This is a genomic window from Serratia sp. 2880STDY5682894, from assembly GCF_001537385.1.
Classification (GTDB): domain Bacteria; phylum Pseudomonadota; class Gammaproteobacteria; order Enterobacterales; family Enterobacteriaceae; genus Serratia; species Serratia nevei.
On sequence record NZ_FCJA01000006.1, the window covers coordinates 88,816 to 113,663 of the forward strand.

Genomic DNA, 24,848 nt, shown 5'->3' on the forward strand with positions numbered 1-24,848 from the left:
GGGAATTGCCGTGCTAAACCGTTATCCTTTGTGGAAGTATCTGATGTTGATCGTCGTGATCCTCGTCGGTCTGCTTTATGCGCTTCCCAACATCTACGGTGAGGATCCGGCCGTACAAATCACTGGCGCGCGCGGCGTCGCCGCCAGTGAAACTACGCTGGACCAGGTCCGTACCGTATTAGAAAAAGACAACATTGCGAGCAAGTCGATTGCGCTGGAAAATGGCGCCATCCTGGCTCGCTTTAAAGATCCTGACGTTCAGCTGCGCGCCCGCGAAGCGCTGGTGACCGAGCTGGGTGACAAATTCGTCGTGGCGCTGAACCTGGCGCCGGCCACGCCGACCTGGCTGGCCATGCTGGGCGCAGAGCCGATGAAACTCGGCCTGGACCTGCGCGGCGGCGTGCACTTCCTGATGGAAGTGGACATGGACACCGCGCTGAGCAAGCTGCAGGAACAGACCATGGATACCCTGCGCAGCGAGCTGCGCGAGAAGGGCATTCCTTATGCGTCTATCCGCAAGCTGGACAACAACGGCGTGGAAGTTCGCTTCCGTGACGATGCGGCCCGCGATCAGGCCATCAGCTACATCGGCCCGCGTCAGCGCGATCTGGTGCTGTCCGCCAACGGCGCCAACACCATGAAAGCCAGCCTGACGGACGCCCGTCTGAGCGAAGCGCGCGAATACGCCGTCCAGCAGAACATCACTATCCTGCGTAACCGCGTCAACCAGCTCGGCGTCGCCGAACCGCTGGTGCAGCGCCAGGGCGCCGACCGCATCGTGGTCGAGCTGCCGGGCATTCAGGACACCGCGCGCGCCAAAGAAATTCTGGGCGCCACCGCGACCCTGGAATTCCGTCTGGTGAACACCAATGCGGACGCCACTGCGGCGGCCAACGGCCGCGTGCCGGGCGACTCCGAGGTGAAATACACCCGTGACGGCCAGCCGATCGTGCTGTACAAGCGCGTGATCCTGACCGGTGATCACATCACCGACTCTACCTCGAGCACCGACGAATACAACCAGCCGCAGGTTAACATCTCGCTGGACAGCGCCGGCGGCACGTCCATGTCCAACTTCACCAAGGACAACATCGGCAAGCCGATGGCGACCCTGTTCGTGGAGTATAAGGACAGCGGCAAGAAAGACGCCAATGGCCGCGCGGTGCTGGTGAAACAGGAAGAAGTGATCAACGTGGCGAACATTCAGTCGCGTCTGGGCAACAGCTTCCGCATCACCGGTATCGGCAACCCGAACGAAGCGCGTCAGCTTTCGCTGCTGCTGCGTGCGGGCGCGCTGATCGCGCCGATTCAGATCGTCGAAGAGCGCACCATCGGTCCAACCCTGGGTCAGCAGAACATTACCCAAGGTCTGGAAGCCTGTCTGTGGGGCCTGGTGGCGTCCATCGTCTTCATGGTGGTCTGGTACCGTAAGTTCGGCGTGATCGCCACCACGGCGCTGGTCGCCAACCTGGTGCTGATCGTCGGCGTGATGTCCCTGTTGCCAGGGGCGACGCTGACCATGCCGGGCATTGCCGGGATCGTGTTGACGCTGGCGGTGGCGGTTGACGCCAACGTACTGATTAACGAACGTATCAAGGAAGAGCTGAAGAACGGCAGGTCCGTTCAGCAGGCGATCCATGAAGGCTATAAAGGCGCGTTCTCCAGTATCGTCGACGCCAACATCACCACGCTGATCACCGCGGTCATCCTGTACGCAGTGGGCACCGGTTCGATCAAAGGCTTTGCGATCACCACCGCTATCGGTGTGGCGACGTCCATGTTCACCGCGATTGTCGGTACCCGTGCCATCGTCAACCTGCTTTACGGCGGCAAACGCATTAACAAGCTGTCTATCTGAGGAGTGCGTTGTGGCACAGGATTATACTGTTGAGCAACTCAACTACGGCCGTAAAGTCTACGACTTTATGCGCTGGGACTACGTGGCCTTCGGCATCTCGTTGCTGCTGTTGGTCGCGTCGATCGTCACCATGTCGGTGCGCGGGTTTAACTGGGGTCTGGATTTCACCGGCGGTACGGTGATTGAAATCAACCTGGAGAAGCCGGCCAATCTCGACCTGATGCGCGATACGCTGGAGAAGGCCGGGTTCCAGGATCCGATCATCCAGAACTTCGGCAGCAGCCGCGACGTGATGGTGCGTATGCCACCGGCGACCGGCACCGCAGGCCAGGAACTGGGCAACAAGGTGATCGGCGTGATCAACGACTCGGTGGATAAAAACGCCACCGTGAAGCGCATTGAGTTCGTCGGCCCGAGCGTGGGCAGCGAGCTGGCGCAAACCGGCGGCATGGCGCTGCTGGTGGCGTTGATCTGTATCCTGATCTACGTCGGTTTCCGCTTCGAATGGCGCCTGGCGCTGGGGGCGGTTATCGCGCTGGCGCACGACGTGATCATCACGCTGGGCGTGCTGTCGCTGTTCCACATCGAGATTGACCTGACCATCGTCGCGTCCCTGATGTCGGTTATCGGTTACTCGCTGAACGACAGCATCGTGGTCTCCGACCGTATTCGTGAGAACTTCCGCAAGATCCGCCGCGGTACGCCTTACGAAATCATGAACGTGTCGTTGACCCAGACGCTGAGCCGTACGCTGATGACTTCCGGGACCACCCTGATGGTGGTGCTGATGCTGTACATCTTCGGTGGCGCGATGCTGCAAGGCTTCTCGCTGGCGATGCTGATCGGCGTGTCGATCGGTACCGTTTCCTCCATCTACGTCGCGTCCGCGCTGGCGTTGAAGCTGGGGATGAAACGCGAACACATGCTGCAGCAAAAAGTGGAAAAAGAGGGCGCAGATCAGCCTTCGATTCTGCCTTAACCGTCGCAGTATTCAGCGAAATGAGAAGGAGCGCCGATGGCGCTCCTTTTTTTTGCTTCGGGTTTCAGTGCGGCTGCACCACCGCCGGTTGGGCGGTCGAAACCAGACTGTGCAGGCGGATATAGCCCAGCTGTTCCGGCGTCAGGCCGCTGAAGCGCAGTTCGAAGTCCTGGCCGGGCTTCGGCAGCAGCGAATCGGCGCTGGCGATCGGTTGCGACAGCGCCTCGGCGGTCAACGGCCGGCCGGTGGCTTCATCCAGTGGGCCCCATTCTACCACTGCGTTGAACGGCGGCAGCGTGGCCTGCGAGAGGATGCGCACATGCAGCTGCGCCTGCGTGCCGTTGGCTTCGCTCTTGATGTGGCTCAGCGAAACGCTCAGTTCGCCGAGGCTGCTCTGCAAACGGGCGGCGCTCCGGGCTGCCGGCAGCAGGTAGACGCCGTTATCGGAGTGCTGATTGAGCAGATTCTGTCGCTCCAGCGCGGTGGTTTGATCGGTCAGCACGCTCACTTTCTGGTTCAGCGCGGCGACCTGATGGCGCAGCTGAGGCACGGCGGCGTTGTGCGCGCAGCCCGTCAACAACACGGCGGCGGCGAGCAGGGCGATTTTGGGGTAACAGGTTGTCATGTCGGCGATTTCCTATGCTGAATCTCCTGCTATCAGCTTAGTCCGCCCGGAGGGGAAAGTCATATCGGTGCCGCTTCCTGGCCGCGTGTCGCAACAAATGGCCGCCGCCCTTTGTTGTGGCTGCACTTCGGGGTAAACTGCTTTTATCTATAAAAAACGTTTATCAGGACGTGTTATGCATTGCCCTTTCTGCGCCGCCGTTGATACCAAAGTCATTGATTCCCGCCTGGTGGGGGACGGTTCGCAAGTGCGCCGTCGCCGCCAGTGTCTGGTGTGCAATGAACGCTTCACCACCTTTGAGGTGGCCGAGCTGGTGATGCCGCGAGTGATTAAAAGCGATGAGGTGCGCGAGCCGTTCAACGAAGACAAACTGCGCCGCGGCATGCTGAAAGCGCTGGAAAAGCGCCCGGTCAGCTCGGACGACGTGGAAAACGCCCTTAACCATATCAAATCCCAACTGCGCGCCACCGGCGAACGCGAAGTGCCGACCAAGTTGGTGGGCAATCTGGTGATGGACGCGCTGAAAAAGCTGGATAAGGTCGCCTATATTCGCTTCGCGTCGGTGTACCGCAGCTTCGAAGACGTGCGCGAGTTCGGCGAAGAGATTGCCCGCCTGCAAGACTAAAGGATCTTTCATGCATCACGACGAATTTTACATGGCGCGCGCCTTCGAACTGGCGCGGCTGGGGCGTTTTACCACCGCGCCCAATCCGAACGTCGGCTGCGTTATCGTGCGCGACGGCGAAATTGTCGGTGAAGGCTATCATCTGCGCGCCGGCGAGCCGCACGCAGAAGTGCACGCGCTGCGCATGGCGGGCGACAAGGCGCACGGCGCCACCGCCTATGTCACGCTCGAGCCGTGCAGCCATCACGGCCGCACGCCGCCCTGTGCCGATGCGCTGGTGGCCGCCGGCGTGACGCGGGTGGTCGCGGCGATGCAAGATCCTAACCCGCAGGTGGCGGGACGCGGGCTGTACAAGCTGCAGCAGGCCGGCGTCGAGGTGCGGCACGGCCTGATGCTGGCCGAGGCCGAAGCGGTCAATCTGGGCTTCCTCAAGCGCATGCGCACCGGCTTCCCTTACGTGCAGCTGAAGCTGGGCGCGTCGCTGGACGGCCGCACGGCGATGGCCTCCGGCGAGAGCCAGTGGATCACCTCACCCGAAGCGCGTCAGGACGTGCAGCGCCTGCGCGCGCAGAGCGCCGCCATCCTCAGCACCAGCGCCACCGTGCTGGCGGACGATCCGTCGCTGACGGTGCGTTGGGATGAATTGGACGCCGAGACGCAGCGCCTCTATCCGCGCGACAATCTGCGCCAGCCGCTGCGCATCCTGCTCGACAGCCAAAACCGCATTACCCCGCAGCACCGCGTGGTGCAGCAGCCCGGCGCCACCTGGCTGGCGCGTCTGCAGGCGGATGAACAGACCTGGCCGCAAGACGTTGAACAGTTTATCTGCCCGGCGCACGGCGGCGGCGTCGATCTGGTGGTGATGATGATGCTGTTGGCCAAGCGCCAGGTGAATTCAATCTGGGTGGAGGCGGGCGCATCGCTGGCCGGTGCGTTGCTGCAGGCCGGCCTGGTGGATGAGCTCATTTTGTACATCGCGCCGAAACTGTTGGGCGATAATGGCCGTGGCCTGTGCCACCTGCCGGGCCTGGAGCGATTGGCCGACGCGCCGGAATTCGTCTTTAGCGACGTGCGTCAGGTCGGCCCCGATCTGCGTTTACGCCTGCGGGCGAAACACTGAATCTCGCGCCCGCGCGCCGGTTTTACAAAAGCGCCGCGCAGGCGATGAAAGAATATGATAGAATCCGCCCCCCTGCGGGGTATTGAACCCATTTTTAAGGAAAGCCCATGAAAGTTATCGAAGGTGTTGTTGCTACTCCAAATGCCCGTGTGGCGATCGCAATTGCACGTTTTAACAATTTCATCAACGACAGCCTGCTGGAAGGCGCCATCGACGCGCTGAAACGCATTGGTCAGGTTGCTGACGACAACATCACCGTTGTCTGGGTCCCGGGCGCTTACGAGCTGCCGCTGACGGCGAGCGTATTGGCCAAAACCGGCAAATACGACGCGGTTATCGCGCTGGGCACCGTTATCCGTGGGGGCACCGCGCACTTCGAATATGTGGCGGGCGAAGCCAGCTCCGGCATCGGCAACGTTGCGATGAATGCCGAAATCCCGGTTGCTTTTGGCGTGCTGACCACCGAAAGCATCGAGCAGGCGATCGAACGCGCCGGCACCAAAGCGGGCAACAAGGGCGCTGAAGCCGCGCTGACCGCACTTGAAATGATTAATGTTATCAAAGCTATTAAAGCCTGAATTTAGTTAAGGGGAATTCCGTGAAACCTGCTGCTCGTCGCCGCGCTCGTGAGTGCGCTGTTCAAGCGCTTTACTCTTGGCAGTTGTCTAAAAACGACCTTGCCGATGTTGAACACCAGTTCCTGACGGAGCAGGATGTCAAAGATGTTGACGTCGCCTATTTTCGCGAGTTGCTGTCCGGCGCGGCAGTGAATGCAGGTATGCTGGACGAACTGATGGCGCCTTACCTGTCGCGTCAGCTCGAAGAGCTGGGCCAGGTAGAGCGCGCGGTGCTGCGCGTCGCGCTGTTTGAACTGAAAATGCGCGAGGATGTCCCTTACAAGGTGGCAATCAACGAAGCGATCGAACTGGCGAAAACCTTCGGCGCGGAAGACAGCCACAAGTTTGTGAACGGGGTGCTGGATAAAGTGGCGCCAACCCTTCGCAAGAAAAAGTAAAACTTTAAGGCCGGCATTCCCGGCCTTAATTTCTTCTAGTGGAATATCGATATGGCATGCGGCGAATTTGACCTCATTGCCCGCTATTTTGACCGGTTTAAGCGCGTGCGCCGGGATGTACAGTTGGGCATTGGAGATGACTGCGCACTGCTGGCAGTGCCGGAAAAACAGCTGGTGGCCGTCAGTACCGATACGTTGGTCGCGGGCATTCACTTCCTGCCGGACATCGATCCGGCCGATCTCGGCTATAAGGCGCTGGCGGTCAATCTGAGCGATCTGGCGGCGATGGGCGCCGATCCGGCCTGGCTTTCGCTGGCGCTGACCCTGCCGGAGGTGGACGAGCCCTGGCTGAAGGCCTTCAGCGACAGCCTGTTCGATCAGCTCAACTATTATGGCATGCAGCTGATCGGCGGCGATACCACGCGCGGCCCGCTGAGCATGACGTTGACTATTCAGGGGCTGATCCCGGCCGGCCGGGCGCTGACCCGCAGCGGTGCGCGCATCGGCGACTGGATCTATGTGACCGGCACGCTGGGCGACAGCGCCGCCGGTCTGGCGATCCTGCAGGATCGCCTGGCGGTGAAGGATGCGGCGGCGCGCGATTATCTGGTCGCCCGCCATCTGCGGCCGCAGCCGCGGGTGCTGCAGGGGCAGGCGCTGCGGGATCTGGCCAGCTCGGCGATCGACATCTCCGACGGCCTGATTTCCGATCTGAAGCATATCCTGAAGGCCAGCGACTGTGGCGCGCGCATCGTGCTGGACGAGCTGCCGATGTCGCAGGCGCTGAGCAGCCACGCCGATGCCGAGCAGGCGCTGCGCTGGGCGCTGGCGGGCGGTGAAGATTACGAACTGTGCTTCACCGTGCCGGAGATCAACCGCGGCGCGCTGGAAGTGGCGTTGAGCCACCTCGGGGCCGACTACACCTGCATCGGCCAAATTGGCCCGCTGTCTGAAGGCATCCGCTATTATCGCAACGACGAAGCGGTAGAGCTGGATTGGATTGGGTTCGATCATTTCAACGCGGGGCCGGGCACCCATGGATGAAGCCAAGCGTCGGCTGCGGATGAGCAATCCGTGGCACCTGCTGGCCACCGGGTTTGGCAGCGGTTTGTCGCCGGTGATGCCGGGCACCATGGGATCGCTGGCGGCGATCCCGTTCTGGCTGCTGCTGATCCAGCTACCGTGGCAGCTTTACTCGCTGGCGGTGATGTTCAGCATCTGCATCGGCGTCTATATTTGCCACCGCACGGCAAAAGACATGAAGGTGCACGATCACGGCAGCATCGTTTGGGACGAGTTCGTCGGCATGTGGATCACGCTGATGGCGCTGCCGGTCAACGACTGGCGCTGGGTTGCCGCCGGTTTCGTCATCTTCCGCATTCTGGATATGTGGAAACCGTGGCCGATCCGCTGGTTCGACCGCAACGTGCATGGCGGCATGGGCATCATGGTCGACGATATCATCGCCGGCGTGCTGTCCGCCGGCATCATCTACCTGATTGGGCACCACTGGCCGATCGGGCTGTTCTGACAAACGGGCGCGCTGTTTCGCGCCCGCTTCTCTTTATTCAAATCCCGTCACCCGATGCGGCACGTAAGCCGTCTCCAGCTCCGCGACCTCTTGCGGCGACAAACTCAAATCGACCGCGGCGATGGCGTCGTCCAGCTGTTCGCTGCGCGAAGCGCCGACGATCGGCGCGCTGACCGCCGGTTTGTTCAGCAGCCAGGCCAGCGCGATCTGCGCGCGTGAAACGCCGCGTTCCTCGGCGAGGCTGGCGACGCGCTCGGCGATAATGGCGTCGATGCCTTCAGTTTCCTCATACAGGCTCTTGCCGAACTGGTCGGAAACCAGCCGCGCGGTGGTTTCGCCCCAGGGGCGGGTCAGGCGGCCGCGCGCCAGCGGGCTCCACGGCAGCACGGCGATGCCTTCGGCGGCGCACAGCGGATGCATTTCGCGCTCTTCTTCGCGCTGAATCAGGTTGTATTGATCCTGCATGCTGACGAAGCGCGTCCAGCCGTGCAGATCGGCGGTATACAGCGCCTTGGCGAACTGCCAGGCGTACATCGAGGAGGCGCCGATGTAACGCGCCTTACCGGCTTTCACCACGTCGTGCAGCGCTTCCAGCGTCTCTTCCAGCGGCGTTTCGTAATCCCAGCGGTGGATCTGCAGCAAATCGACATAGTCGGTGCCCAGGCGCCGCAGGCTGTCGTCGATGGACTGCATGATGTTGGCGCGCGATAAACCGCGCTTCAAGTTACTCAGCGGGAAATACACCTTGGTGGCGACCACCACGTCTTCGCGGCGCGCATAGTCGTGCAGCGCCCGGCCGAGGATTTCCTCGCTGCTGCCGTCGGAATAGCTGTTGGCGGTGTCGAAAAAGTTGATGCCGGCTTCCAACGCCTGTTTCAGCAGCGGACGGCTGCTCTCTTCCGGCAGCGTCCAGGCGTGATTGCCGCGGTTCGGTTCGCCGTAGGTCATGCAACCCAGGCAGATGCGCGAGACGTTCAGATCGGTGTTGCCCAGTTTCAGGTACTTCATGCTTGCCTCCCATTCACAGCTCAGACAGTAACTGTAGCGCGGATCTCGGCGAGAGGGGGCGGAAACAAAAACGCCCCCGAGGGCGGAGGCGTTTTGTCAGGCGCGAGTGGCGATTACTGCGCCAGCCAGGTTTCGATTTGGCGCTGAATGCCAGCGGCATCCAACCCCAGATCGGCGCGCAGTTCTTCCTGGGTGCCCTGCGAGACGAAGCTGTCCGGCAGGCCGAGGTTCAGCACCGGCACCGGACGGCGTTTGGCCATCAGCAGTTCGTTGACGCCGCTGCCGGCGCCGCCCATGATCGCGTTCTCCTCCAGCGTGACCAGCGTTTCATGGCTGGCGGCCAGTTCGAGCACCAGCTGCTCGTCCAGCGGTTTGACGAAGCGCATGTCGACCAGCGTGGCGTTGAGCGCTTCCGCCGCTTGCGCGGCCTCCGGCAGCAGGGTGCCGAAGTTGAGAATGGCGATCTTTTCCCCCTGGCGGCGCACCACGCCTTTGCCGATCGGCAGCAGGCTGAGCGGCTCCAGCGCCGCGCCGGTGCCGGTGCCGCGCGGATAGCGCACGGCGCTCGGGCCGGCATTGTAGTGATAGCCGGTATACAGCATCTGGCGGCATTCGTTCTCGTCGCTCGGCGTCATGATCACCATGGTCGGGATGCAGCGCATGAACGACAGATCGAACGCCCCCTGGTGAGTCTGGCCGTCGGCGCCGACGATGCCGCCGCGATCGATGGCGAACATCACCGGCAGGTTCTGGATTGCCACGTCATGGATCAGCTGGTCGTAGGCGCGCTGCAGGAAGGTGGAATAGATCGCCACCACCGGCTTGTAGCCGCCGATCGCCAGCCCGGCGGCGAAGGTGACCGCGTGCTGCTCGGCGATCGCCACGTCGAAATATTGCTGCGGGTAGTCGCGGGAAAACTGCACCATGCCGGAACCTTCGCGCATGGCCGGCGTGATTGCCATCAGCGAGCTGTCTTTGGCGGCGGTTTCACACAGCCAGTCGCCGAAGATTTTCGAATAGGTCGGCAGACCGCCGGCGCTTTTCGGCAGCGTACCGCTGGCAGGATCGAACTTCGGTACGGCGTGGAAGCTGATCGGATCCTTCTCCGCCGGTGCGTAACCGCGGCCTTTCTTGGTCATGATGTGCAACAGCTGCGGGCCTTTCAGATCGCGCATGTTTTTCAACGTGGCAACCAGCCCCTGCACGTCGTGCCCGTCTACCGGGCCGATGTAGTTGAAACCCAGCTCTTCGAACAGCGTGCCTGGCACCACCATGCCTTTCAGGTGCTCTTCGGTGCGTTTCACCAGCTCCTTGATCGGCGGTACGCCGGCCAGCACTTTCTTGCCGCCTTCGCGCAGGGTGGAGTAAAGCTTGCCGGACAACAGCTGCGCCAGGTGATTGTTCAGCGCGCCGACGTTTTCCGAGATCGACATCTCATTGTCGTTCAGCACCACCAGCATGTCCGGGTTGATGTCGCCGGCGTGGTTCATCGCTTCGAACGCCATGCCGGCGGTGATGGCGCCGTCGCCGATCACGCACACCGTGCGGCGGCCTTTGCCTTCACGCTCCGCCGCCACCGCCATGCCGAGGCCGGCGCTGATCGAGGTCGACGAGTGGCCGACCGACAGCACGTCGTATTCGCTTTCGGCGCGCCACGGGAACGGATGCAGGCCGTTTTTTTGCCGAATGGTGGCGATGCGGTCGCGGCGGCCGGTCAGAATTTTGTGCGGGTAGGCCTGGTGGCCGACGTCCCACACCAGGTGATCGAACGGCGTGTTGTAGACGAAATGCAACGCCACCGTCAGTTCGACGGTACCCAGCCCGGAGGCAAAGTGGCCGCTGGAGCGACTGACGCTGTTCAGCAGGTATTGCCGCAGCTCATCGCACAGCTTCGGCAAGCTCTCTTTGGGCAGTGAGCGGAGTTCCTCGGGGTTTTCCGCTAGCGCCAGGGTTGGGTATTTGGCTATATCAAGACTCATTCGATACTCATATCAGAGGAGTTAACGTCATACGTTAATTGTCGCGTTCAATAATGAAGCTGGCTAACGCTCGCAATGGCGCTGTGTTATAAGATTGCGCTGCCAAAGTGTCCAATGCAGCTAATGCTTCCTGATAGAGATCCCACGCTTTTGCTTTCGCGCTGTCAAGCCCGAGTAACGCCGGGTAGGTACTCTTTCCGTGTTGTTGGTCCGCTCCCTGGCGCTTGCCGATTTTTTCAGTCTCGCCGACAACGTCCAAAATGTCATCCTGTACCTGGAACGCCAGGCCAACCGCAGCGGCGTAACGATCCAGCTGCGGCAGCGCCGCGCGCCCGGCTTCGCCGGCGCTCAGCGCGCCCAGGCGCACCGCCGCGCGGATCAGCGCGCCGGTTTTATGGCGGTGGATCTGCTCCAGCGCCTGCAGATCAACGCGCTTGCCTTCGGCTTCCAGATCCAGCGATTGGCCGCCGCACATGCCGGCTACGCCGCTGGCGGTCGCCAGTTCAGAGACCATCGCCAGCCGATCGCGCAGGGCTACGTCAGGCATTTCGGCATCGGCCAGGATCGAAAACGCCAGCGTTTGCAGCGCATCGCCGGCCAGTATCGCGTTGGCTTCGCCGAATTTAATGTGGCAGGTCGGCTGGCCGCGGCGCAGATCGTCGTCGTCCATCGCCGGCAGATCGTCGTGGATCAGCGAGTAGGCGTGAATACATTCCACCGCCGCCGCCGGCGCGTCCAGGTTAGCCAGCGACACGCCGAACATCTGGCCGGTGGTGTACACCAGGAATGGGCGCAGGCGCTTGCCGCCCAGTAAGGCGCCGTGACGCATCGCCGCCACCATGTTGCCGTCGTTGAACGGCAGCGGGGCGATGAAGTCCAGCAGCGCGCGATCGGCGCGCTGGCGGAAAATCTGCAGTTGATCGGCAAAAGCGGCCGATGGGGCGATCTCAGACATGTCGGTTACTCGGCATCCGGTGTGAAAGGCGCCAGCGCCGCATCGTCAGCGCTGTCGTTAAGAAGTATCTGCACACGCTGTTCCGCCTGTTGCAGTTTCTGCTGGCCCTGACGCGCCAGCTGTACGCCGCGTTCGAACTCGTTCAGCGCGTCTTCCAGCGGCAGTTCGCCTGATTCCAGACGCGTCACGATGCTTTCCAGCTCGCCGAGGGCGCTTTCAAAGCTGGCAGTTTGCTCTGTACTGGCTGATTGTGCTGGTTTTTTCGGCATAATTTTCTTTTTACGTCATCATGTGAACCGTGGCGCCAGAGCCTATCCTAGCGGATCTTGATTAGCAAATCATGGCGCTCATGTGTGGTTTTGTGCGCAGAGCACGGCGATATGGTGATATACTCCGCGCCGTAATTCTTATCTGACAACAAAGACCGCCATGAAGTTTATCATTAAATTGTTCCCGGAAATCACCATCAAGAGCCAATCTGTGCGCTTGCGCTTTATCAAGATTCTCTCGACCAATATTCGCAACGTCCTGAAGCAGTATGATGAAACGCTGGCGGTCGTCCGTCACTGGGATCATATCGAAGTTCGCGCCAAAGATGAAAACCAGCGGCCGATCATTGCCGACGCCCTGACGCGCATTCCCGGTATCCACCATATTCTGGAAGTGGAAGATCGCGCTTATACCGATATCCACCACATCTTTGAGCAGACGCTGGAAGCCTACCGCGCCCAGCTGGAAGGCAAAACCTTCTGCGTGCGCGTTAAGCGCCGCGGCAAGCAGGCGTTCAACTCGCAGGACGTGGAGCGCTACGTCGGCGGCGGCCTGAACCAACACATCGAAAGCGCGCGCGTTAACCTGACCCGCCCGCAGGTCACGGTAAACCTGGAGATCGAAGACGACAAGCTGATGCTGGTCAAACGCCGCCTCGAAGGCATCGGCGGTTACCCGGTCGGCACTCAGGAAGACGTAATGTCGCTGATTTCCGGCGGTTTCGACTCGGGCGTGTCCAGCTACATGCTGATGCGCCGCGGCTGCCGCGTGCACTTCTGCTTCTTCAACCTGGGCGGCGCCGCGCACGAGATCGGCGTGAAGCAGGTGGCGCACTACCTGTGGAATCGCTTCGCCAGCTCGCACAAGGTGCGCTTCGTCGCCATCGACTTCGAGCCGGTGGTGGGTGAGATCCTGGAGAAGGTCGACGACGGCCAGATGGGCGTGGTGCTCAAGCGCATGATGGTGCGAGCCGCTTCGCAAGTGGCCGAACGCTACGGCGTGCAGGCGCTGGTGACCGGCGAGGCGCTGGGGCAGGTCTCCAGCCAGACGCTGACCAACCTGCGTTTGATCGACAATGCGTCCGATACCCTGATCCTGCGTCCGCTGATCTCGCACGATAAAGAGCACATCATCAAACTGGCGCGCGAAATCGGCACCGAAGACTTCGCCAAAACCATGCCGGAATACTGCGGTGTGATTTCGAAGAGCCCGACGGTGAAAGCGATCAAGGCCAAGATCGAAGAGGAAGAGAGCCACTTCGATTTCAGCATTCTCGACCGGGTGGTGAGCGAAGCGAAGAACGTCGATATTCGCTCTATCGCCGAGCAGGCACAGGAGCAGGTGACCGAGGTGGAAACCGTCGCGGCCTTCGGCGCCGACGAGGTGATCCTGGATATCCGCTCCAACGACGAGCAGGAAGAGAAGCCGCTGCAGCTGGAACAGGTTGAAGTGAAAGCGCTGCCGTTCTACAAGCTGAGCACCCAGTTCGGCGATCTGGATCAGAGCAAAACCTATCTGCTGTATTGCGAGCGCGGCGTGATGAGCCGCCTGCAGGCGCTGTACCTGCTGGAGCAAGGCTTCAGCAACGTGAAGGTTTATCGCCCGTAACGCACGGAGCGGCATAAACGACAAGGGCTGAACCGGTGTTCAGCCCTTTTTTTATCGGCAAGCCGCTCAGTCGCGAAAATCGTACATCCCCGGGATCAGCACCAGCTGCGCGGCGATCTCCGCCGCTTTGGCCTTGCCGAGCAGCAGGTCTATCAGCTTCAGCGCGAACTCCATCGCGGTGCCCGGCCCCTGGCTGGTGAGCAGGTTGACGCGGGCGTCGTACACCACGCGGCGCTCCATCCATTTATCCGCCGGGATCTGGTCTTTCAGGCCAGGGAAGCCGGTCATGTTGCCGACCGGGAACAGATCGTGGTACTGCAGCACCAGCGCCGGTGCCGCGCAGATGGCGGCGACGATGTTGCCCTGCAGATGCATCTGCCGCACCTTTTCCACCAGCAGCGGGCTGTCGCGGAAGCATTCTGCGCCTTTCAGGCCTCCGGGCAGCACGATAGCGTCGAACGGCTCATCGACGATCGCCACCAGCGGCGCGTCGGCCAGCAGTTTGACGCCGCGCGAACAGACGATAGTCAGCTCGCCGTCGCCGGCAACGCTGGCGGTAGTGACTTTTACGCCCGCCCGTACCAGCAGATCGATGGTGGTGACGGCTTCGGTTTCTTCGCTACCAGGTGCCAGGCAGACCAGCGCCGATACGCTCATATTCATTTTCCTTTCGTTTAATCAGTTCAAACAGCCGCGCATTCTCCGGCAGCGCGAGGCCGTGGCTGCGCGCGCGGCGCAGCAGATAGCCGGTGATGTAGTCGATCTCGGTGTGCCGCTGGCTGCGGATGTCCTGCAGCATCGACGAAACGTTGTCGGCGGTGCTGTGGATCACGTCCATCACGTATTGCATCAAACCTTCGCAGGAGGTGTGGTAGCCCTCCATCGCCATCACGCTGGCGACTTCACGGCACAGCGTTTCGATCTGTTCCGGGTAACGCTGCAGATCGCCGTTACGGCAGCCGTACAGCGCCGTCAGCGGGTTGATCACGCAGTTGACCGCCAGCTTGCGCCAGTTGGCCGAGGCGATGTTGTTGTGCCAGGCAACGTCGGGCAGCGCCTGATGCAGCACTTCCGCCAGGTGGCTGAGGTGCTGGGCGGCCGGCGAGGTCGGGCCGATGTGGGTGATGCCGGTAGCGACGTGGATAATGGTGCTGCCTTCGTGGCGCGCGGCGTGGGTGGTGGTGCCCTGCAGGATCGGCTGGCCGTTCGGCGGCAGCTCCTCTTGGGTGCCCATGCCGTTGTGCAGCAGCAAAATGGCGCACTGGGGGTTCAGCTTCGGCAGCAGCGCGCTGACCGCGCTGGACACCTGCCAGGCTTTCAGCGTCACCAGCAGCAGCTCGCTTTGCGCAAGGTGCTGCGGATCGTTAGTGGGCAAGTTGCGATTAAACGAGACGCCTTCCGGCTCTATCACGTTCACCGCGCAAAAAGGCTGCGGCACTCTTAGCCATCCCTGTACATCGTGGCCCTGCTGATACAGCCGGGAGAGCCACAGTTGTCCGAGCGCGCCGCAACCAAGAATGGTTATTTTCATTCAGTCTCCTTGGAAACACGGGAATACCGCTCAATTACCGTGAATTAACTATAGGCTTTATGGCAGCCCGAAGCGCTATCCCTGCGTGCGTTCAGCAGATTTTGTCTGAGGCGGCAAAGCGGTTATCATGCTCGGCATCAAAATCGCCTAAACTATTAGGCACTCATTCAGGAGGAAGAAGTATGCCATCTTTCGACATCGTTTCCGAAATTGATATGCAGGAAGTGCGTAACGCCGTTGAGAACGCCACCCGCGATCTCGGCACCCGCTGGGATTTTCGCAACGTGCCGGCCAGCTTTGAGCTAAACGAGAAAGACCAAAGCATCAAGGTTGCCACCGAGTCTGATTTCCAGGTGCAGCAGCTGCTCGATATTCTGCGCGAAAAGCTGAGCAAGCGCAGCATCGACGGCGCCGCGCTGGAGATCCCGGAAGAGTTTATCCACAGCGGTAAAACCTACAGCGTGGAAGCCAAGCTGAAGCAGGGGATTGAAACCTCTGTGGCGAAGAAAATCGTCAAGCTGATCAAAGACAGCAAGCTGAAGGTGCAGGCGCAGATCCAGGGCGAAGAAGTGCGGGTGACCGGTAAGTCACGCGACGATTTGCAGAGCGTGATGGCGCTGGTGCGCGGCGGCGATCTGGGGCAGCCGTTCCAGTTCAAGAACTTCCGCGATTAATCTCTACGGGGCCGGCATTGCCGGCCCTGATTCTTTACAGCGAATTGACCAGCGCTTCCAGCTGACCGCGATTGGTCTGCTTGGTATCCACCTTGACGTAGGCGCTGCGCTCTTCCGGCACTACGATCGCCTCGGCCACGCCGGGCTGCGCCTTCAGGCGGCTTTCCAGCGCCGAATCTTTCACCGCCAGTTCCGACAGCGTAATGCGCAGGCTGCTGACATACGGCGGTTCTTTCATGGTGCTGCTGACCAGGAACCAGAGAGCGGCCAGCACGGCGCCGGCGATAAACACCAAGCCCGCCCCCTGCAAACCGTACAGCCAGCCGCCGAGGCTGCCGCCGATCGCCACGCCGATAAACTGGCTGGTGGAGTAGACCCCCATCGCGGTGCCCTTGTAGCCGGCCGGTGACTCTTTGCTGATCAGCGAAGGCAGAATGGCTTCCATCACGTTGAAGGCCATGAAGAACAGCTGCACGCCGGCGATGATGCCCCACAGGTGCGCGCCGGAGAGCCACAGCAGCACTTCGGCGCAGAACAGCACTGCCACGCAGCCCATAAAGACCTGCTTCATGCGGCGATATTTTTCGGCATAGATGATGAAAGGCACCACGGCGGCGAACGATACCAGCATGGTGACCAGGTAGACGATCCAGTGCTCGCTGGCCGCCAGCCCGGCTTTTTCCATCGCCAGCGGCAGCGCCACGAAGCTCGACATCAGCAGGATATGCAGGCACATGATGCCGAAGTTGAGCTTCAGCAGGCGCGAGTTGCTCAGCACTTTGCGGAAGCTGCCGCGCACGATGCTGGACTCGCGGTTCAGCAGGTGAGTGTCGGCGGAAGGCACTACCGCCAGGGTGATGACAATGCCGGCCAGCGCCAGTACGGCGATCATCCAGAACAGCGCATGCAGGCCGAAGGCGTGGGTGATGATAGGGCCCAATACCATGGCGATGGCAAAGGTGATGCCGAAGCTGACGCCGATAAACGCCATCGCCTTGGTGCGGTTCTGCTCGCGGGTCAGATCGGAGAGCAGCGCCATGACCGCGGCGGCGATCGCGCCGGAGCCTTGCAGCGCGCGGCCGAGGATCACGCCCCAGATCGAATCGGTCGCGGCGGCGATCACGCTGCCGAGGGCAAAGATCAGCAGGCCGCCGACGATCAGCGGCTTGCGGCCGATGCGATCGGACACCAGGCCGAACGGGATTTGAAACACCGCCTGCGCCAGGCCGTAGATGCCGATGGCGATGCCGATCAGCGCTTCGCTGGCGCCGTTGAGCGCCATGCCGTAGGTGGTCAGCACCGGCAGTACCATAAACATGCCGAGCATGCGCAGGGAGAATACGGTGCCCAATCCCCAGGTGGCGCGGCGCTCCTGCGGGGTCATTGAATTATCGTTCACATCAAACCTCGGTAAAAACCATGCCATCAGACGTTGAAACAGCGCCTGATGGCATGACTTCTGTAAAGCTGCGTCATTTTAGTGTGCAGGGCAGGGGGGGTAAATCGAATGTTGTTTAACAGATATTACAGTTCGGCCGCTTTTCGGCGTGACAAATAAAATGGGCCGCAAAAGCGGCCCATTCACAGATGATTTGGCTTACCAAACGTAGGTCACCAGCGCTTCAGGCGCCGCCGTGGCGCTGAAGTCGATCGACATCATCACGCTCAGCGAGGTGATGGCGACGATGGAGAACACGAACAGTTTACGCGCCCAGACGCTGTCGTTTTCGGTCTTGTAACCGCGCAGCGCCATGCCGAGCCACCATACGCTCACCGCCGCAGCGACGATCAGGTACTTGTAGCCGGCATAACCTACCAAGGTCAGCATCAGCGTGGCGATCATAAACGCCAGGATGTAGACCGTGATGTGGTTCTTGGCGACGGAAATGCCTTTCACCACCGGCAGGACCGGAATGTTGGCCGCCTGGTAATCTTTAAAGCGGAAGATAGCGATCGCATAAGAATGCGGCATCTGCCACAGGCTAAAGATAGCCAGCAGGATCAACGCGCCGGCGTCGAACTCGTTGGTCACCGCGCAATAGCCGATAACCGGCGGCGCGGCGCCCGACAGGCTGCCGATCAGCGTGCCGTAGACCGAGTGGCGTTTCATGTACAGGCTGTAAACGCCGACATAAACCACGAAGCCCATCACCGCCAGCCACATGGCCAGCGGGTTGGCCGCGATATACAGCAACGCGAAGCCCGCAATACCCAACACGGTCGCATAAACCAGGGTGACACTCGGCGCGATCAGGCCTTTTACCAGCACCCGATTCTTCGTTCTCTCCATTTTCTTGTCGATGTCGCGGTCGATGTAGTTGTTAAACACACAGCCCGACGCGACCACCAACGAGACACCCACCAGGGTGGCGAGAAACAGGGGATAGTCGATGCTCCCTTTGGAAGCGAGCAGGAATCCCCCAACGACAGAAATTAAATTGCCGAAAATAATTCCTGGTTTAGTGACTTGCAGGTATTGCTTAATCATCACGTGCAGCTCAGCTCTTAATCGACCATCATATTGATGTTGAGGTTGTACATAATCCAGAGTGAACCTACAACAACGATACCGATGATCATAGCGGTGAACAGCAATGCCACCAGGTTCCAGCGCTCTTCCGATGAGGTGTTCATGTGCAGGAAGTAAACCAGGTGAACAATCACCTGGATAACCGCCATACCGACAACAACCGCCAGGATGGTGGAATGAGAGGCAGTGCCGTTCATTACCATCGCAAATGGAATTACCGTCAGGATGATCGACAGGATAAAGCCGATCAGGTATGACTTCACGCTGCCGTGGCTTGCGCCGCCGTGAGAGGTTTCATGGGATGAATGACTCATGACATAGCCCCCAGCAGATAAACAACGGTAAATACGCAGATCCAGACCACGTCCAGGAAGTGCCAGAACAGGCTCAGGCACATCAGGCGGGTTTTGTTGGTCGCGGTCAGGCCGAACTTGCTCACCTGAATCATCATCACGATGATCCATACCAAGCCTGCGCTTACGTGCAGACCGTGGGTGCCGACCAGCGCGAAGAAGCTGGACAGGAACGCGCTGCGATCCGGGCCAAAACCTTCTGAGATAAATTCATGGAATTCGAAGAGCTCCATGCCAATGAATCCCAGACCAAACAGGAAGGTCAGGAACAGCCAGAGATTGACGCCCGCCACTTTCCCCTTGTTCATGGCGATCATCGCCATGCCGTAGGTGATGGAGCTGAACAGCAGCAGGAAGGTTTCAACCAGGACGAAGTCCAGTTTGAACAGGTGTGCCCCAGTAGGACCGCCGGCGGTCCCGTTCACCAGGACTGCATAAGTCGCGAACAAGCTCGCAAACAAAATACAGTCGCTCATCAGGTAGATCCAGAATCCGAAGACCTTGGTTCCACCCGCGTCGTGGTGCCCATGCTCTGCATGGGCTGCGTTATGATTGGTCAGAGTTTCAGTTGACATGGTTCACGCCTGCTTTACGGATTTGTTCGTAGTGTTGGTTCTCAATGCGCTCGATTTCATCAACCTGCACATAGTAGTCAACATCGTGATCGAAGCTCTTGCCGATCCAGACAACGATCATACCGATGAAGCCGGCCAGAGCCATCCACCAGATTTCCCAAATCATTGCGAAACCGAAGACCAGGCTGAAGAAGGCGATGATCACGCCGGCGCCGGTGTTCTTAGGCATATGAATCGGTTCGTATTTAGCCGGTTTCTTATACGCTTCGCCTTTTTCTTTCATGTCCCAGAATTCATCACGGTCATGAATCTGCGGCACTACGGCAAAGTTATAGAACGGCGGTGGAGACGAGGTTGACCACTCCAGAGTACGAGCACCCCATGGGTCACCGGTCAGATCGCGGTTCTGTTCGCGGTCACGGATACTGACGAAGATCTGGATCAGCTGGCACAGGATGCCGCAGGCGATCAGCGCCGCACCGCCGGCTGCAACCAGCAGCAGAGGGTGGAACTCAGGGTTGATGTTCTGGCTGATACGACGGGTCATGCCCATAAAGCCCAATGCGTACAGCGGCATGAAGGCGGTGAAGAAGCCGATGATCCAGAACCAGAACGCGCGGATGCCCCATTTTTCGTTCAGCGTGAAGCCGAAGGATTTCGGGAACCAGTAGGTCAGGCCCGCGAAGCAACCGAACACCACGCCGCCGATGATGACGTTGTGGAAGTGAGCGATCAGGAACAGGCTGTTGTGCAGCACGAAGTTCGCGCCCGGCACCGCCAGCAGAACGCCGGTCATACCACCCACGGAGAAGGTGATGATGAAGCCAACGGTCCACAGCATCGCGGAGTTGAGCTTGATACGGCCCTGATACATGGTGAACAGCCAGTTGAAGATTTTCACCCCGGTCGGGATGGAAATGATCATGGTGGCGATACCGAAGAAGGCGTTAACGTTCGCGCCGGACCCCATGGTGAAGAAGTGGTGCAGCCAGACGATGAACGACAGAACGGTGATCGCGATGGTTGCCCATACCAGTGAGGTATAGCCGAACAGGCGTTTTCTGGAGAAGGTTGCGGTGACTTCGGAGAACACGCCGAACACCGGCAGAACCAAGATATACACCTCTGGGTGACCCCAGGCCCAAATCAGGTTGATGTACATCATCATGTTGCCGCCCATATCATTGGTGAAGAAATGGGTGCCCAGATAACGATCCAGGGTCAGCAGCGCGATGGTGACGGTCAGAATTGGGAAAGAAACGATGATCAGGACGTTAGTACACAGGGCCGCCCAGGTGAACACCGGCATCTTCATCATAGGCATGCCTGGGGCACGCATCTTCAGAATGGTGGCGAAGAAGTTCACGCCGGTCAGCAGGGTACCCAGACCGGAAATCTGCAGACTCCAGATCCAGTAATCGACCCCGACGCCAGGACTGTACTCTTTACCGGACAGCGGCGGATACGCCAGCCAACCGGTCTGAGCGAACTCACCGACCCCCAGGGATATGTTGATCAGCACAACGCCCACCACGAAGAACCAGAAGCTCAGGGAGTTCAGGAACGGGAAGGCGACGTCGCGCGCACCGATTTGCAGCGGCACCACGACGTTCATCAGGCCGACTACGAAAGGCATCGCCATGAAGAAGATCATGATAACGCCGTGCGCGGTGAAGATCTGGTCGTAGTGGTGCGGCGGCAGGAACCCGGCTTCGCCGGCGGACGCCAACGCCTGCTGGCTACGCATCATGATGGCGTCGGCGAAGCCGCGCAGCAGCATGACCATCGCCACGATGATGTACATGATACCAATTTTTTTATGGTCGACCGAAGTCAGCCATTCGCTCCACAGCCACTTCCATTTGCCGAAATATGTCAGCAGCGCCAGCACTGCCAGGCCCCCGACAATAATTGCGGCTACGGTGACCATGATGATCGGTTCGTGGTACGGAACCGCATCAAGTGTTAATTTTCCCAACATCAGTTATTCCTCGGCTCCGGCGTGAGCAGCATGTTCACCCATGTCCATACCTTGGCTCATGTCCATGCCTTCGTGCGCGCCAGCGCCCTTGTGCATATCCATGTCGCCCATGAATTTGGCAATTGTTTCTTTGAACAAATTCGGTTTGACAGCGGCAAAGTACTCAACCGGGTTGTTTTCACTCGGCTCTGCCAGTTTGTTAAAGTCGTCGGTGGTGTTCAGGTTTTTAGACGATGCCTTCACCTTGGCCACCCACTGATCGAAGTCGCCTTCGGTCGGGGTAACGATCGCGGTGAATTTCATACCGGAGAAGCCTGCGCCGCTGTAGCTGCTGGAGATGCCCTTGTAGGCACCGGCTTCGTTGCCGATCAGGTGCAGTTTGGTCTGCATGCCGGCCATCGCATAAATCTGTCCACCCAACTGCGGGATAAAGAACGAGTTCATTACCGAGTTAGAGGTGATCTTGAATTCGACTGGAACATCTTTCGGGAAAGCCAGCTCATTAACGGTCGCAATGCCTTGTTCCGGGTAGATGAACAGCCATTTCCAGTCGAGCGACACCACTTCGATCGTCATCGGCTTCTTGTCGGTGACAATCGGCTTGAACGGGTCGAGTTCGTGGGTAGTCTTCCAGGTAATGGTGCCAAGGATGGCGATGATAATGATAGGAATGGTCCAGACGACCGCTTCGATCTTGTTGGAGTGGGCCCAGTTCGGACTGTACTTGGCGTCTTTGTTGGAAGAACGATACTTCCAGGCAAAGGCGAACGCCATGAAGATAACTGGCACCACCACGATCAACATCAACGCGATTGCAGTGATAATCAGTGTCCGTTGCTCAACACCAATTGCTCCTTTGGGATTCATCAAAACCATATCGCAGCCACTGAGCAATACAGTGCCTGCGATTAATGACAGCATCCCAATACTTTTATTGTATTTCTTAAGTCTCATCTAACGACCTCAATAACAAAGGCTCAATTGTCGTTTCATGTGTGCGGGCATTTTACGGGAAGGTTGCAGTACTGTAAACATGCTTAAGGGAGTGTCAGCGGCTTGTTGACACTTTCTGTTAAGGGGGTCACAGATGTAACCCTGCGTGACAATTTACCAATGACAACAACGCGTTGGCACGCTGAATCGTGACGAGCAGCCCGTATGTTAAGGAAAACTAAAGGTATGATGAATTTGGCGAAGAAATGCGCGGCGGGGAAATACGCAGAAAAGGTTTGTTTAATGTAAAATAATTGTTTCTTAAAGGTGAATTTAATTTTATTTCCGAGTGCGGCAGTCGGATAAAAAAATAATTTCCGCGTCGATTATCTTTTTTTACCAAAATAAATATACCCGCGGATCGCTTTTTTTTCGGCCGGCGAAATCGCCGGCCGGTCAGATTATGCCAAACGGGTGCGGCGCAGGGCCAGGTAATCCAGCGCGCTGCCCATCGCGACGCCGAGCAGGCTCAGCGCGGCGCCGACCTGCAGCAGCCGATCGGCCAACAGCGGTGCCTGCGTCCAGTCCAGCGCATTGGCGATCAGCAACAGCAACCACAGGCCCAACAGCGAACAGCCCAGCGTCAGCAGGCGCAGCGCCCAGCGGTAAGATCCGGAAAACTCGGTGCGCGGCATAAAGTCGCCATGTTGCTGGGTGTGTTCCAGCGTCTGGCGGCAGATGCCGAGCAGCAGCAAGCCGGGCAGGGCGGCGGCGATAGAGAACAGGTAGAACAACGGCCAGCCGTGGGCTTCGACGAACCAGCCGGCGATCGGGCCGACATAGACGCGCCCCACGGCGGACAGCGCCGACAGCAGCGCAAACTGGGTGGCGGAGAACGAACGGTTGCACAGCGTCATCAGCAGCGCCACGAAGGCCGCAGTGCCCATGCCGCCGCACAGGTTTTCGAGGAAGATGGCGCTGCCCATGGTGAGCAGGCTCTTGTCGGTCACCGCCAGGATCCAATACCCGAGGTTGGAGACCGCCTGCAGGACGCCGAACAGCATCAGCGCGCGGAACAGGGTGAGACGCTGCATCAGCACGCCGCCGAACAGGGCGCCGACGATGGTGGCGAACAGGCCGAGCGTTTTGTTGACCAGCCCGACTTCACCGGCGTCGAACCCCACGCCGCGGATCAGGAACGTGGTGCTCAGGCTGCCGGCGAAGGCGTCGCCCATTTTGTACATCACGATCAGCAGCAGGATCAGCCAGGCGTTGTTGCGGCCGAAGAAATCACGCAGCGGCGCGACGACCGCCTGTTCCATGGTGCGCGGTGCCGGGATGCTTTCATCGGGCTCCGGCGCCATCAGCGTGGCGGCCACGCCGATCAGCATCAATCCGGCCATCAGCCAGTAGGTGGCCTGCCAGCCGAAATAGCGATCCGCCAGCCACAGCGCCAGGCCGCCGGAAACCAGCATCGCCAGCCGGTAGCCCAGCACCGAGATCGCCGCACCCGCCCCGCGCTCTTCGGCTTTCAGCAGGTCGGTTTTATAAGCGTCGAACACGATATCTTGCGAGGCGGAGCAGAACGCCACCAGCACCGCCAACGCCGCCAGCCACCACAGGTGCTGCGCGGGCTGCATGAAGCCCATCGCCACGATCGCCGCCACCAGCAGCAGCTGGCTGATCAGCAGCCAACCGCGCCGCCGCCCGAGAAACGGCGGGGTATAGCGGTCCATGAACGGCGACCAGAGGAATTTGAATACGTAGGCCTGGCCCACCAGCGAGAAAATGCCGATGGTCTTCAGATCGATGTTTTCGACGGTCATCCAGGCTTGCAGCGTGCCGGAGGTCAATGCCAGCGGCAGACCCGACGCGAAGCCCAGCAGCAGTAGAATGGCGGAGTTACGCTGGGTGAAGATGTTCAGATAGTGTTTCGACATGAGTTCCCTGTCTGCGCCGCCCGATCCGCCGGGCGGCGCAAGGCGCGTCGATTAGCGCGCGTTTTGCTTGATAAAGTCGTTGACGCTGGTGTCCTGCGCCATGTCGGCGATCACGTCGCCCAGCACGGAGTTGACGGCGTCGGTGATCTTCTCGTTGGTGGCCGTGAAGGCGCCCTGCACGTTATACGTCGAGCGGTAATTTTTCACCTGCTTGTTGCCGTTCTTCGCCTGGGCGATGATCGAGATGTCGGCTTTGGTGGTGATGTTGTAGCGCAGGTTCCCTTCGGAAACGTCCGCGTACAGGTTATTGACGACGATCTGCAGCGCCACCGGGCCGTCGGCGCCGATCATGTAGCCGCGAGCGCCCATCTGTTTCTCCAGCACTTCCTGCAGCAGGAAACGCAGATCGCGCGATGGCGTCAGCGTGACCAGTTGGCCGTCGCGATTCACCTTGGCCAGCGCCTGATCGGTGCGCTGATCCGCGCCGTTGATGCTGATGGTGATGCCCTGCAGGGTAGGATCCTGCTGCGGCAGAACGATTTTCGGCGTGACGTTCAGGGTGTTGCTGCTGGTCGCGCAACCGGCCAGCAGCAGGGCGGCCAGCAAAGGAAGACAAAGTTTCTTTAACATGTTTTCTGTCTCATTCTCGATGGATTTAGCAATAATCAGAGCGGGATAGCCGACAACAAATTGCCGACATCATAGCATCGCCGCCGTGCGGTGGAAGCGCGGAAGGCGCCTGAGTGACAAATTTTTAC

25 protein-coding genes are annotated in these 24,848 nt (G+C 59.7%); 10 read left to right on the top strand and 15 right to left on the bottom strand.

Going from position 1 to position 24,848, the window contains the following annotated elements:
- Window positions 1-10 precede the first annotated feature (10 nt).
- Both secD and secF read left to right on the top strand, forming a co-directional pair.
- Window positions 11-1,858 carry a protein translocase subunit SecD gene (secD, locus tag AWX27_RS14805; RefSeq protein ID WP_071845295.1) on the top strand — a complete coding sequence of 616 codons (1,848 nt, stop codon included), beginning with the start codon at window positions 11-13 and terminating at the stop codon, window positions 1,856-1,858.
- A gap of 10 nt (window positions 1,859-1,868) precedes the next feature.
- Window positions 1,869-2,837 (top strand): protein translocase subunit SecF, encoded by a 969-nt coding sequence (secF, locus tag AWX27_RS14810; RefSeq protein ID WP_060423338.1) that lies wholly within the window; start codon window positions 1,869-1,871, stop codon window positions 2,835-2,837.
- A gap of 64 nt (window positions 2,838-2,901) precedes the next feature.
- Here the strand turns inward: secF and AWX27_RS14815 are convergent, their stop codons facing one another.
- Window positions 2,902-3,462: a SadB/YajI family lipoprotein gene (locus AWX27_RS14815; RefSeq protein WP_047728744.1), complete on the bottom strand. Its 561-nt coding sequence runs from the start codon at window positions 3,460-3,462 to the stop codon at window positions 2,902-2,904.
- Between the two features lie 175 nt (window positions 3,463-3,637).
- On the opposite strand from AWX27_RS14815, the gene nrdR reads away from it, so the two are divergent.
- The 6 genes from nrdR (at window position 3,638) to pgpA (ending at window position 7,753) form a co-directional block, all read left to right on the top strand.
- A complete protein-coding gene (nrdR, locus tag AWX27_RS14820) occupies window positions 3,638-4,087 on the top strand; it encodes a transcriptional regulator NrdR (RefSeq protein WP_004940387.1) in 450 nt (149 codons plus the stop codon).
- Between the two features lie 10 nt (window positions 4,088-4,097).
- Window positions 4,098-5,207 carry a bifunctional diaminohydroxyphosphoribosylaminopyrimidine deaminase/5-amino-6-(5-phosphoribosylamino)uracil reductase RibD gene (ribD, locus tag AWX27_RS14825; RefSeq protein WP_060423342.1) on the top strand — a complete coding sequence of 370 codons (1,110 nt, stop codon included), beginning with the start codon at window positions 4,098-4,100 and terminating at the stop codon, window positions 5,205-5,207.
- Window positions 5,208-5,314: 107 nt separating this feature from the next.
- Window positions 5,315-5,785 carry a 6,7-dimethyl-8-ribityllumazine synthase gene (gene ribE / locus AWX27_RS14830; protein WP_004940385.1) on the top strand — a complete coding sequence of 157 codons (471 nt, stop codon included), beginning with the start codon at window positions 5,315-5,317 and terminating at the stop codon, window positions 5,783-5,785.
- Between the two features lie 20 nt (window positions 5,786-5,805).
- Window positions 5,806-6,222, top strand: a complete 417-nt coding sequence (gene nusB, locus AWX27_RS14835) for a transcription antitermination factor NusB (protein ID WP_004940384.1) — start codon at window positions 5,806-5,808, stop codon at window positions 6,220-6,222.
- Between the two features lie 51 nt (window positions 6,223-6,273).
- Entirely contained in the window at window positions 6,274-7,266 is a 993-nt protein-coding gene (gene thiL, locus AWX27_RS14840; RefSeq protein ID WP_060423346.1) for a thiamine-phosphate kinase, read from the top strand.
- Window positions 7,259-7,753: a phosphatidylglycerophosphatase A gene (gene pgpA / locus AWX27_RS14845; protein ID WP_004940382.1), complete on the top strand. Its 495-nt coding sequence runs from the start codon at window positions 7,259-7,261 to the stop codon at window positions 7,751-7,753. Before thiL ends, pgpA begins: the two co-directional genes overlap by 8 nt.
- A 33-nt stretch (window positions 7,754-7,786) precedes the next feature.
- On the opposite strand, the gene AWX27_RS14850 is transcribed toward pgpA, so the two are convergent.
- The 4 genes from AWX27_RS14850 to xseB all read right to left on the bottom strand — a co-directional run bounded on the left by AWX27_RS14850 (window position 7,787) and on the right by xseB (window position 11,964).
- Window positions 7,787-8,761, bottom strand: a complete 975-nt coding sequence (locus AWX27_RS14850) for an aldo/keto reductase (protein ID WP_038876158.1) — start codon at window positions 8,759-8,761, stop codon at window positions 7,787-7,789.
- Window positions 8,762-8,874: 113 nt separating this feature from the next.
- Complete coding sequence (gene dxs / locus AWX27_RS14855) at window positions 8,875-10,740, bottom strand: 1-deoxy-D-xylulose-5-phosphate synthase (protein WP_055316790.1); 1,866 nt, start codon at window positions 10,738-10,740, stop codon at window positions 8,875-8,877.
- A 34-nt stretch (window positions 10,741-10,774) separates the two neighbouring features.
- Window positions 10,775-11,695, bottom strand: a complete 921-nt coding sequence (ispA, locus tag AWX27_RS14860; RefSeq protein WP_047728733.1) for a (2E,6E)-farnesyl diphosphate synthase — start codon at window positions 11,693-11,695, stop codon at window positions 10,775-10,777.
- Window positions 11,696-11,700: 5 nt separating this feature from the next.
- Window positions 11,701-11,964 carry an exodeoxyribonuclease VII small subunit gene (xseB, locus tag AWX27_RS14865; protein ID WP_015376838.1) on the bottom strand — a complete coding sequence of 88 codons (264 nt, stop codon included), beginning with the start codon at window positions 11,962-11,964 and terminating at the stop codon, window positions 11,701-11,703.
- A 160-nt stretch (window positions 11,965-12,124) separates the two neighbouring features.
- On the opposite strand from xseB, the gene thiI reads away from it, so the two are divergent.
- Window positions 12,125-13,573, top strand: coding sequence for a tRNA uracil 4-sulfurtransferase ThiI (gene thiI / locus AWX27_RS14870; protein ID WP_047728729.1), 1,449 nt, complete (start codon window positions 12,125-12,127; stop codon window positions 13,571-13,573).
- Between the two features lie 66 nt (window positions 13,574-13,639).
- On the opposite strand, the gene yajL is transcribed toward thiI, so the two are convergent.
- Both yajL and panE read right to left on the bottom strand, forming a co-directional pair.
- The gene (gene yajL, locus AWX27_RS14875) at window positions 13,640-14,230 is read right to left on the bottom strand and encodes a protein deglycase YajL (RefSeq protein ID WP_060423350.1); all 591 of its coding nucleotides are present in this window, start codon (window positions 14,228-14,230) and stop codon (window positions 13,640-13,642) included.
- Window positions 14,193-15,104 (bottom strand): 2-dehydropantoate 2-reductase, encoded by a 912-nt coding sequence (gene panE / locus AWX27_RS14880; protein ID WP_060423353.1) that lies wholly within the window; start codon window positions 15,102-15,104, stop codon window positions 14,193-14,195. The genes yajL and panE overlap by 38 nt, the downstream gene beginning before the upstream one ends.
- Window positions 15,105-15,286: 182 nt before the next feature.
- Between panE and AWX27_RS14885 the strand changes: the two genes are divergently transcribed.
- Complete coding sequence (locus AWX27_RS14885; RefSeq protein WP_060423356.1) at window positions 15,287-15,778, top strand: YajQ family cyclic di-GMP-binding protein; 492 nt, start codon at window positions 15,287-15,289, stop codon at window positions 15,776-15,778.
- Window positions 15,779-15,812: 34 nt separating this feature from the next.
- Here AWX27_RS14885 and AWX27_RS14890 read toward each other — a convergent pair whose 3' ends face one another.
- The 8 genes from AWX27_RS14890 to AWX27_RS14925 all read right to left on the bottom strand — a co-directional run bounded on the left by AWX27_RS14890 (window position 15,813) and on the right by AWX27_RS14925 (window position 24,720).
- A complete protein-coding gene (locus tag AWX27_RS14890) occupies window positions 15,813-17,177 on the bottom strand; it encodes an MFS transporter (protein ID WP_060423360.1) in 1,365 nt (454 codons plus the stop codon).
- A gap of 198 nt (window positions 17,178-17,375) precedes the next feature.
- On the bottom strand, window positions 17,376-18,266 hold the full coding sequence (cyoE, locus tag AWX27_RS14895; protein WP_015376842.1) for a heme o synthase: 891 nt from the start codon (window positions 18,264-18,266) through the stop codon (window positions 17,376-17,378).
- Window positions 18,267-18,283: 17 nt separating this feature from the next.
- On the bottom strand, window positions 18,284-18,622 hold the full coding sequence (locus tag AWX27_RS14900) for a cytochrome o ubiquinol oxidase subunit IV (protein ID WP_004940369.1): 339 nt from the start codon (window positions 18,620-18,622) through the stop codon (window positions 18,284-18,286).
- The gene (locus AWX27_RS14905) at window positions 18,619-19,236 is read right to left on the bottom strand and encodes a cytochrome o ubiquinol oxidase subunit III (RefSeq protein WP_033651086.1); all 618 of its coding nucleotides are present in this window, start codon (window positions 19,234-19,236) and stop codon (window positions 18,619-18,621) included. Before AWX27_RS14905 ends, AWX27_RS14900 begins: the two co-directional genes overlap by 4 nt.
- Window positions 19,226-21,217, bottom strand: a complete 1,992-nt coding sequence (gene cyoB, locus AWX27_RS14910; RefSeq protein WP_033637313.1) for a cytochrome o ubiquinol oxidase subunit I — start codon at window positions 21,215-21,217, stop codon at window positions 19,226-19,228. The genes AWX27_RS14905 and cyoB overlap by 11 nt, the downstream gene beginning before the upstream one ends.
- 3 nt (window positions 21,218-21,220) lie before the next feature.
- A complete protein-coding gene (gene cyoA, locus AWX27_RS14915) occupies window positions 21,221-22,171 on the bottom strand; it encodes a cytochrome o ubiquinol oxidase subunit II (RefSeq protein ID WP_060423364.1) in 951 nt (316 codons plus the stop codon).
- A 440-nt stretch (window positions 22,172-22,611) separates the two neighbouring features.
- Window positions 22,612-24,090, bottom strand: coding sequence for a muropeptide MFS transporter AmpG (ampG, locus tag AWX27_RS14920; RefSeq protein ID WP_060423369.1), 1,479 nt, complete (start codon window positions 24,088-24,090; stop codon window positions 22,612-22,614).
- Window positions 24,091-24,141: 51 nt separating this feature from the next.
- Complete coding sequence (locus AWX27_RS14925; protein WP_025160064.1) at window positions 24,142-24,720, bottom strand: lipoprotein; 579 nt, start codon at window positions 24,718-24,720, stop codon at window positions 24,142-24,144.
- Between the last annotated feature and the right edge of the window lie 128 nt (window positions 24,721-24,848).

Excerpts from the sequence above, each read along its gene's own strand:
- AWX27_RS14815 (WP_047728744.1), bottom strand. The coding sequence starts at position 3,462 with ATGACAACCTGTTACCCCAAAATCGCCCTGCTCGCCGCCGCCGTGTTG.
- nrdR (WP_004940387.1), top strand. The coding sequence starts at position 3,638 with ATGCATTGCCCTTTCTGCGCCGCCGTTGATACCAAAGTCATTGATTCC.
- ribD (WP_060423342.1), top strand. The coding sequence starts at position 4,098 with ATGCATCACGACGAATTTTACATGGCGCGCGCCTTCGAACTGGCGCGG.
- ribE (WP_004940385.1), top strand. The coding sequence starts at position 5,315 with ATGAAAGTTATCGAAGGTGTTGTTGCTACTCCAAATGCCCGTGTGGCG.
- thiL (WP_060423346.1), top strand. The coding sequence starts at position 6,274 with ATGGCATGCGGCGAATTTGACCTCATTGCCCGCTATTTTGACCGGTTT.
- pgpA (WP_004940382.1), top strand. The coding sequence starts at position 7,259 with ATGGATGAAGCCAAGCGTCGGCTGCGGATGAGCAATCCGTGGCACCTG.
- AWX27_RS14850 (WP_038876158.1), bottom strand. The coding sequence starts at position 8,761 with ATGAAGTACCTGAAACTGGGCAACACCGATCTGAACGTCTCGCGCATC.
- dxs (WP_055316790.1), bottom strand. The coding sequence starts at position 10,740 with ATGAGTCTTGATATAGCCAAATACCCAACCCTGGCGCTAGCGGAAAAC.
- ispA (WP_047728733.1), bottom strand. The coding sequence starts at position 11,695 with ATGTCTGAGATCGCCCCATCGGCCGCTTTTGCCGATCAACTGCAGATT.
- xseB (WP_015376838.1), bottom strand. The coding sequence starts at position 11,964 with ATGCCGAAAAAACCAGCACAATCAGCCAGTACAGAGCAAACTGCCAGC.
- thiI (WP_047728729.1), top strand. The coding sequence starts at position 12,125 with ATGAAGTTTATCATTAAATTGTTCCCGGAAATCACCATCAAGAGCCAA.
- yajL (WP_060423350.1), bottom strand. The coding sequence starts at position 14,230 with ATGAGCGTATCGGCGCTGGTCTGCCTGGCACCTGGTAGCGAAGAAACC.
- panE (WP_060423353.1), bottom strand. The coding sequence starts at position 15,104 with ATGAAAATAACCATTCTTGGTTGCGGCGCGCTCGGACAACTGTGGCTC.
- AWX27_RS14885 (WP_060423356.1), top strand. The coding sequence starts at position 15,287 with ATGCCATCTTTCGACATCGTTTCCGAAATTGATATGCAGGAAGTGCGT.
- cyoE (WP_015376842.1), bottom strand. The coding sequence starts at position 18,266 with ATGATTAAGCAATACCTGCAAGTCACTAAACCAGGAATTATTTTCGGC.
- AWX27_RS14900 (WP_004940369.1), bottom strand. The coding sequence starts at position 18,622 with ATGAGTCATTCATCCCATGAAACCTCTCACGGCGGCGCAAGCCACGGC.
- AWX27_RS14905 (WP_033651086.1), bottom strand. The coding sequence starts at position 19,236 with ATGTCAACTGAAACTCTGACCAATCATAACGCAGCCCATGCAGAGCAT.
- cyoB (WP_033637313.1), bottom strand. The coding sequence starts at position 21,217 with ATGTTGGGAAAATTAACACTTGATGCGGTTCCGTACCACGAACCGATC.
- cyoA (WP_060423364.1), bottom strand. The coding sequence starts at position 22,171 with ATGAGACTTAAGAAATACAATAAAAGTATTGGGATGCTGTCATTAATC.
- ampG (WP_060423369.1), bottom strand. The coding sequence starts at position 24,090 with ATGTCGAAACACTATCTGAACATCTTCACCCAGCGTAACTCCGCCATT.
- AWX27_RS14925 (WP_025160064.1), bottom strand. The coding sequence starts at position 24,720 with ATGTTAAAGAAACTTTGTCTTCCTTTGCTGGCCGCCCTGCTGCTGGCC.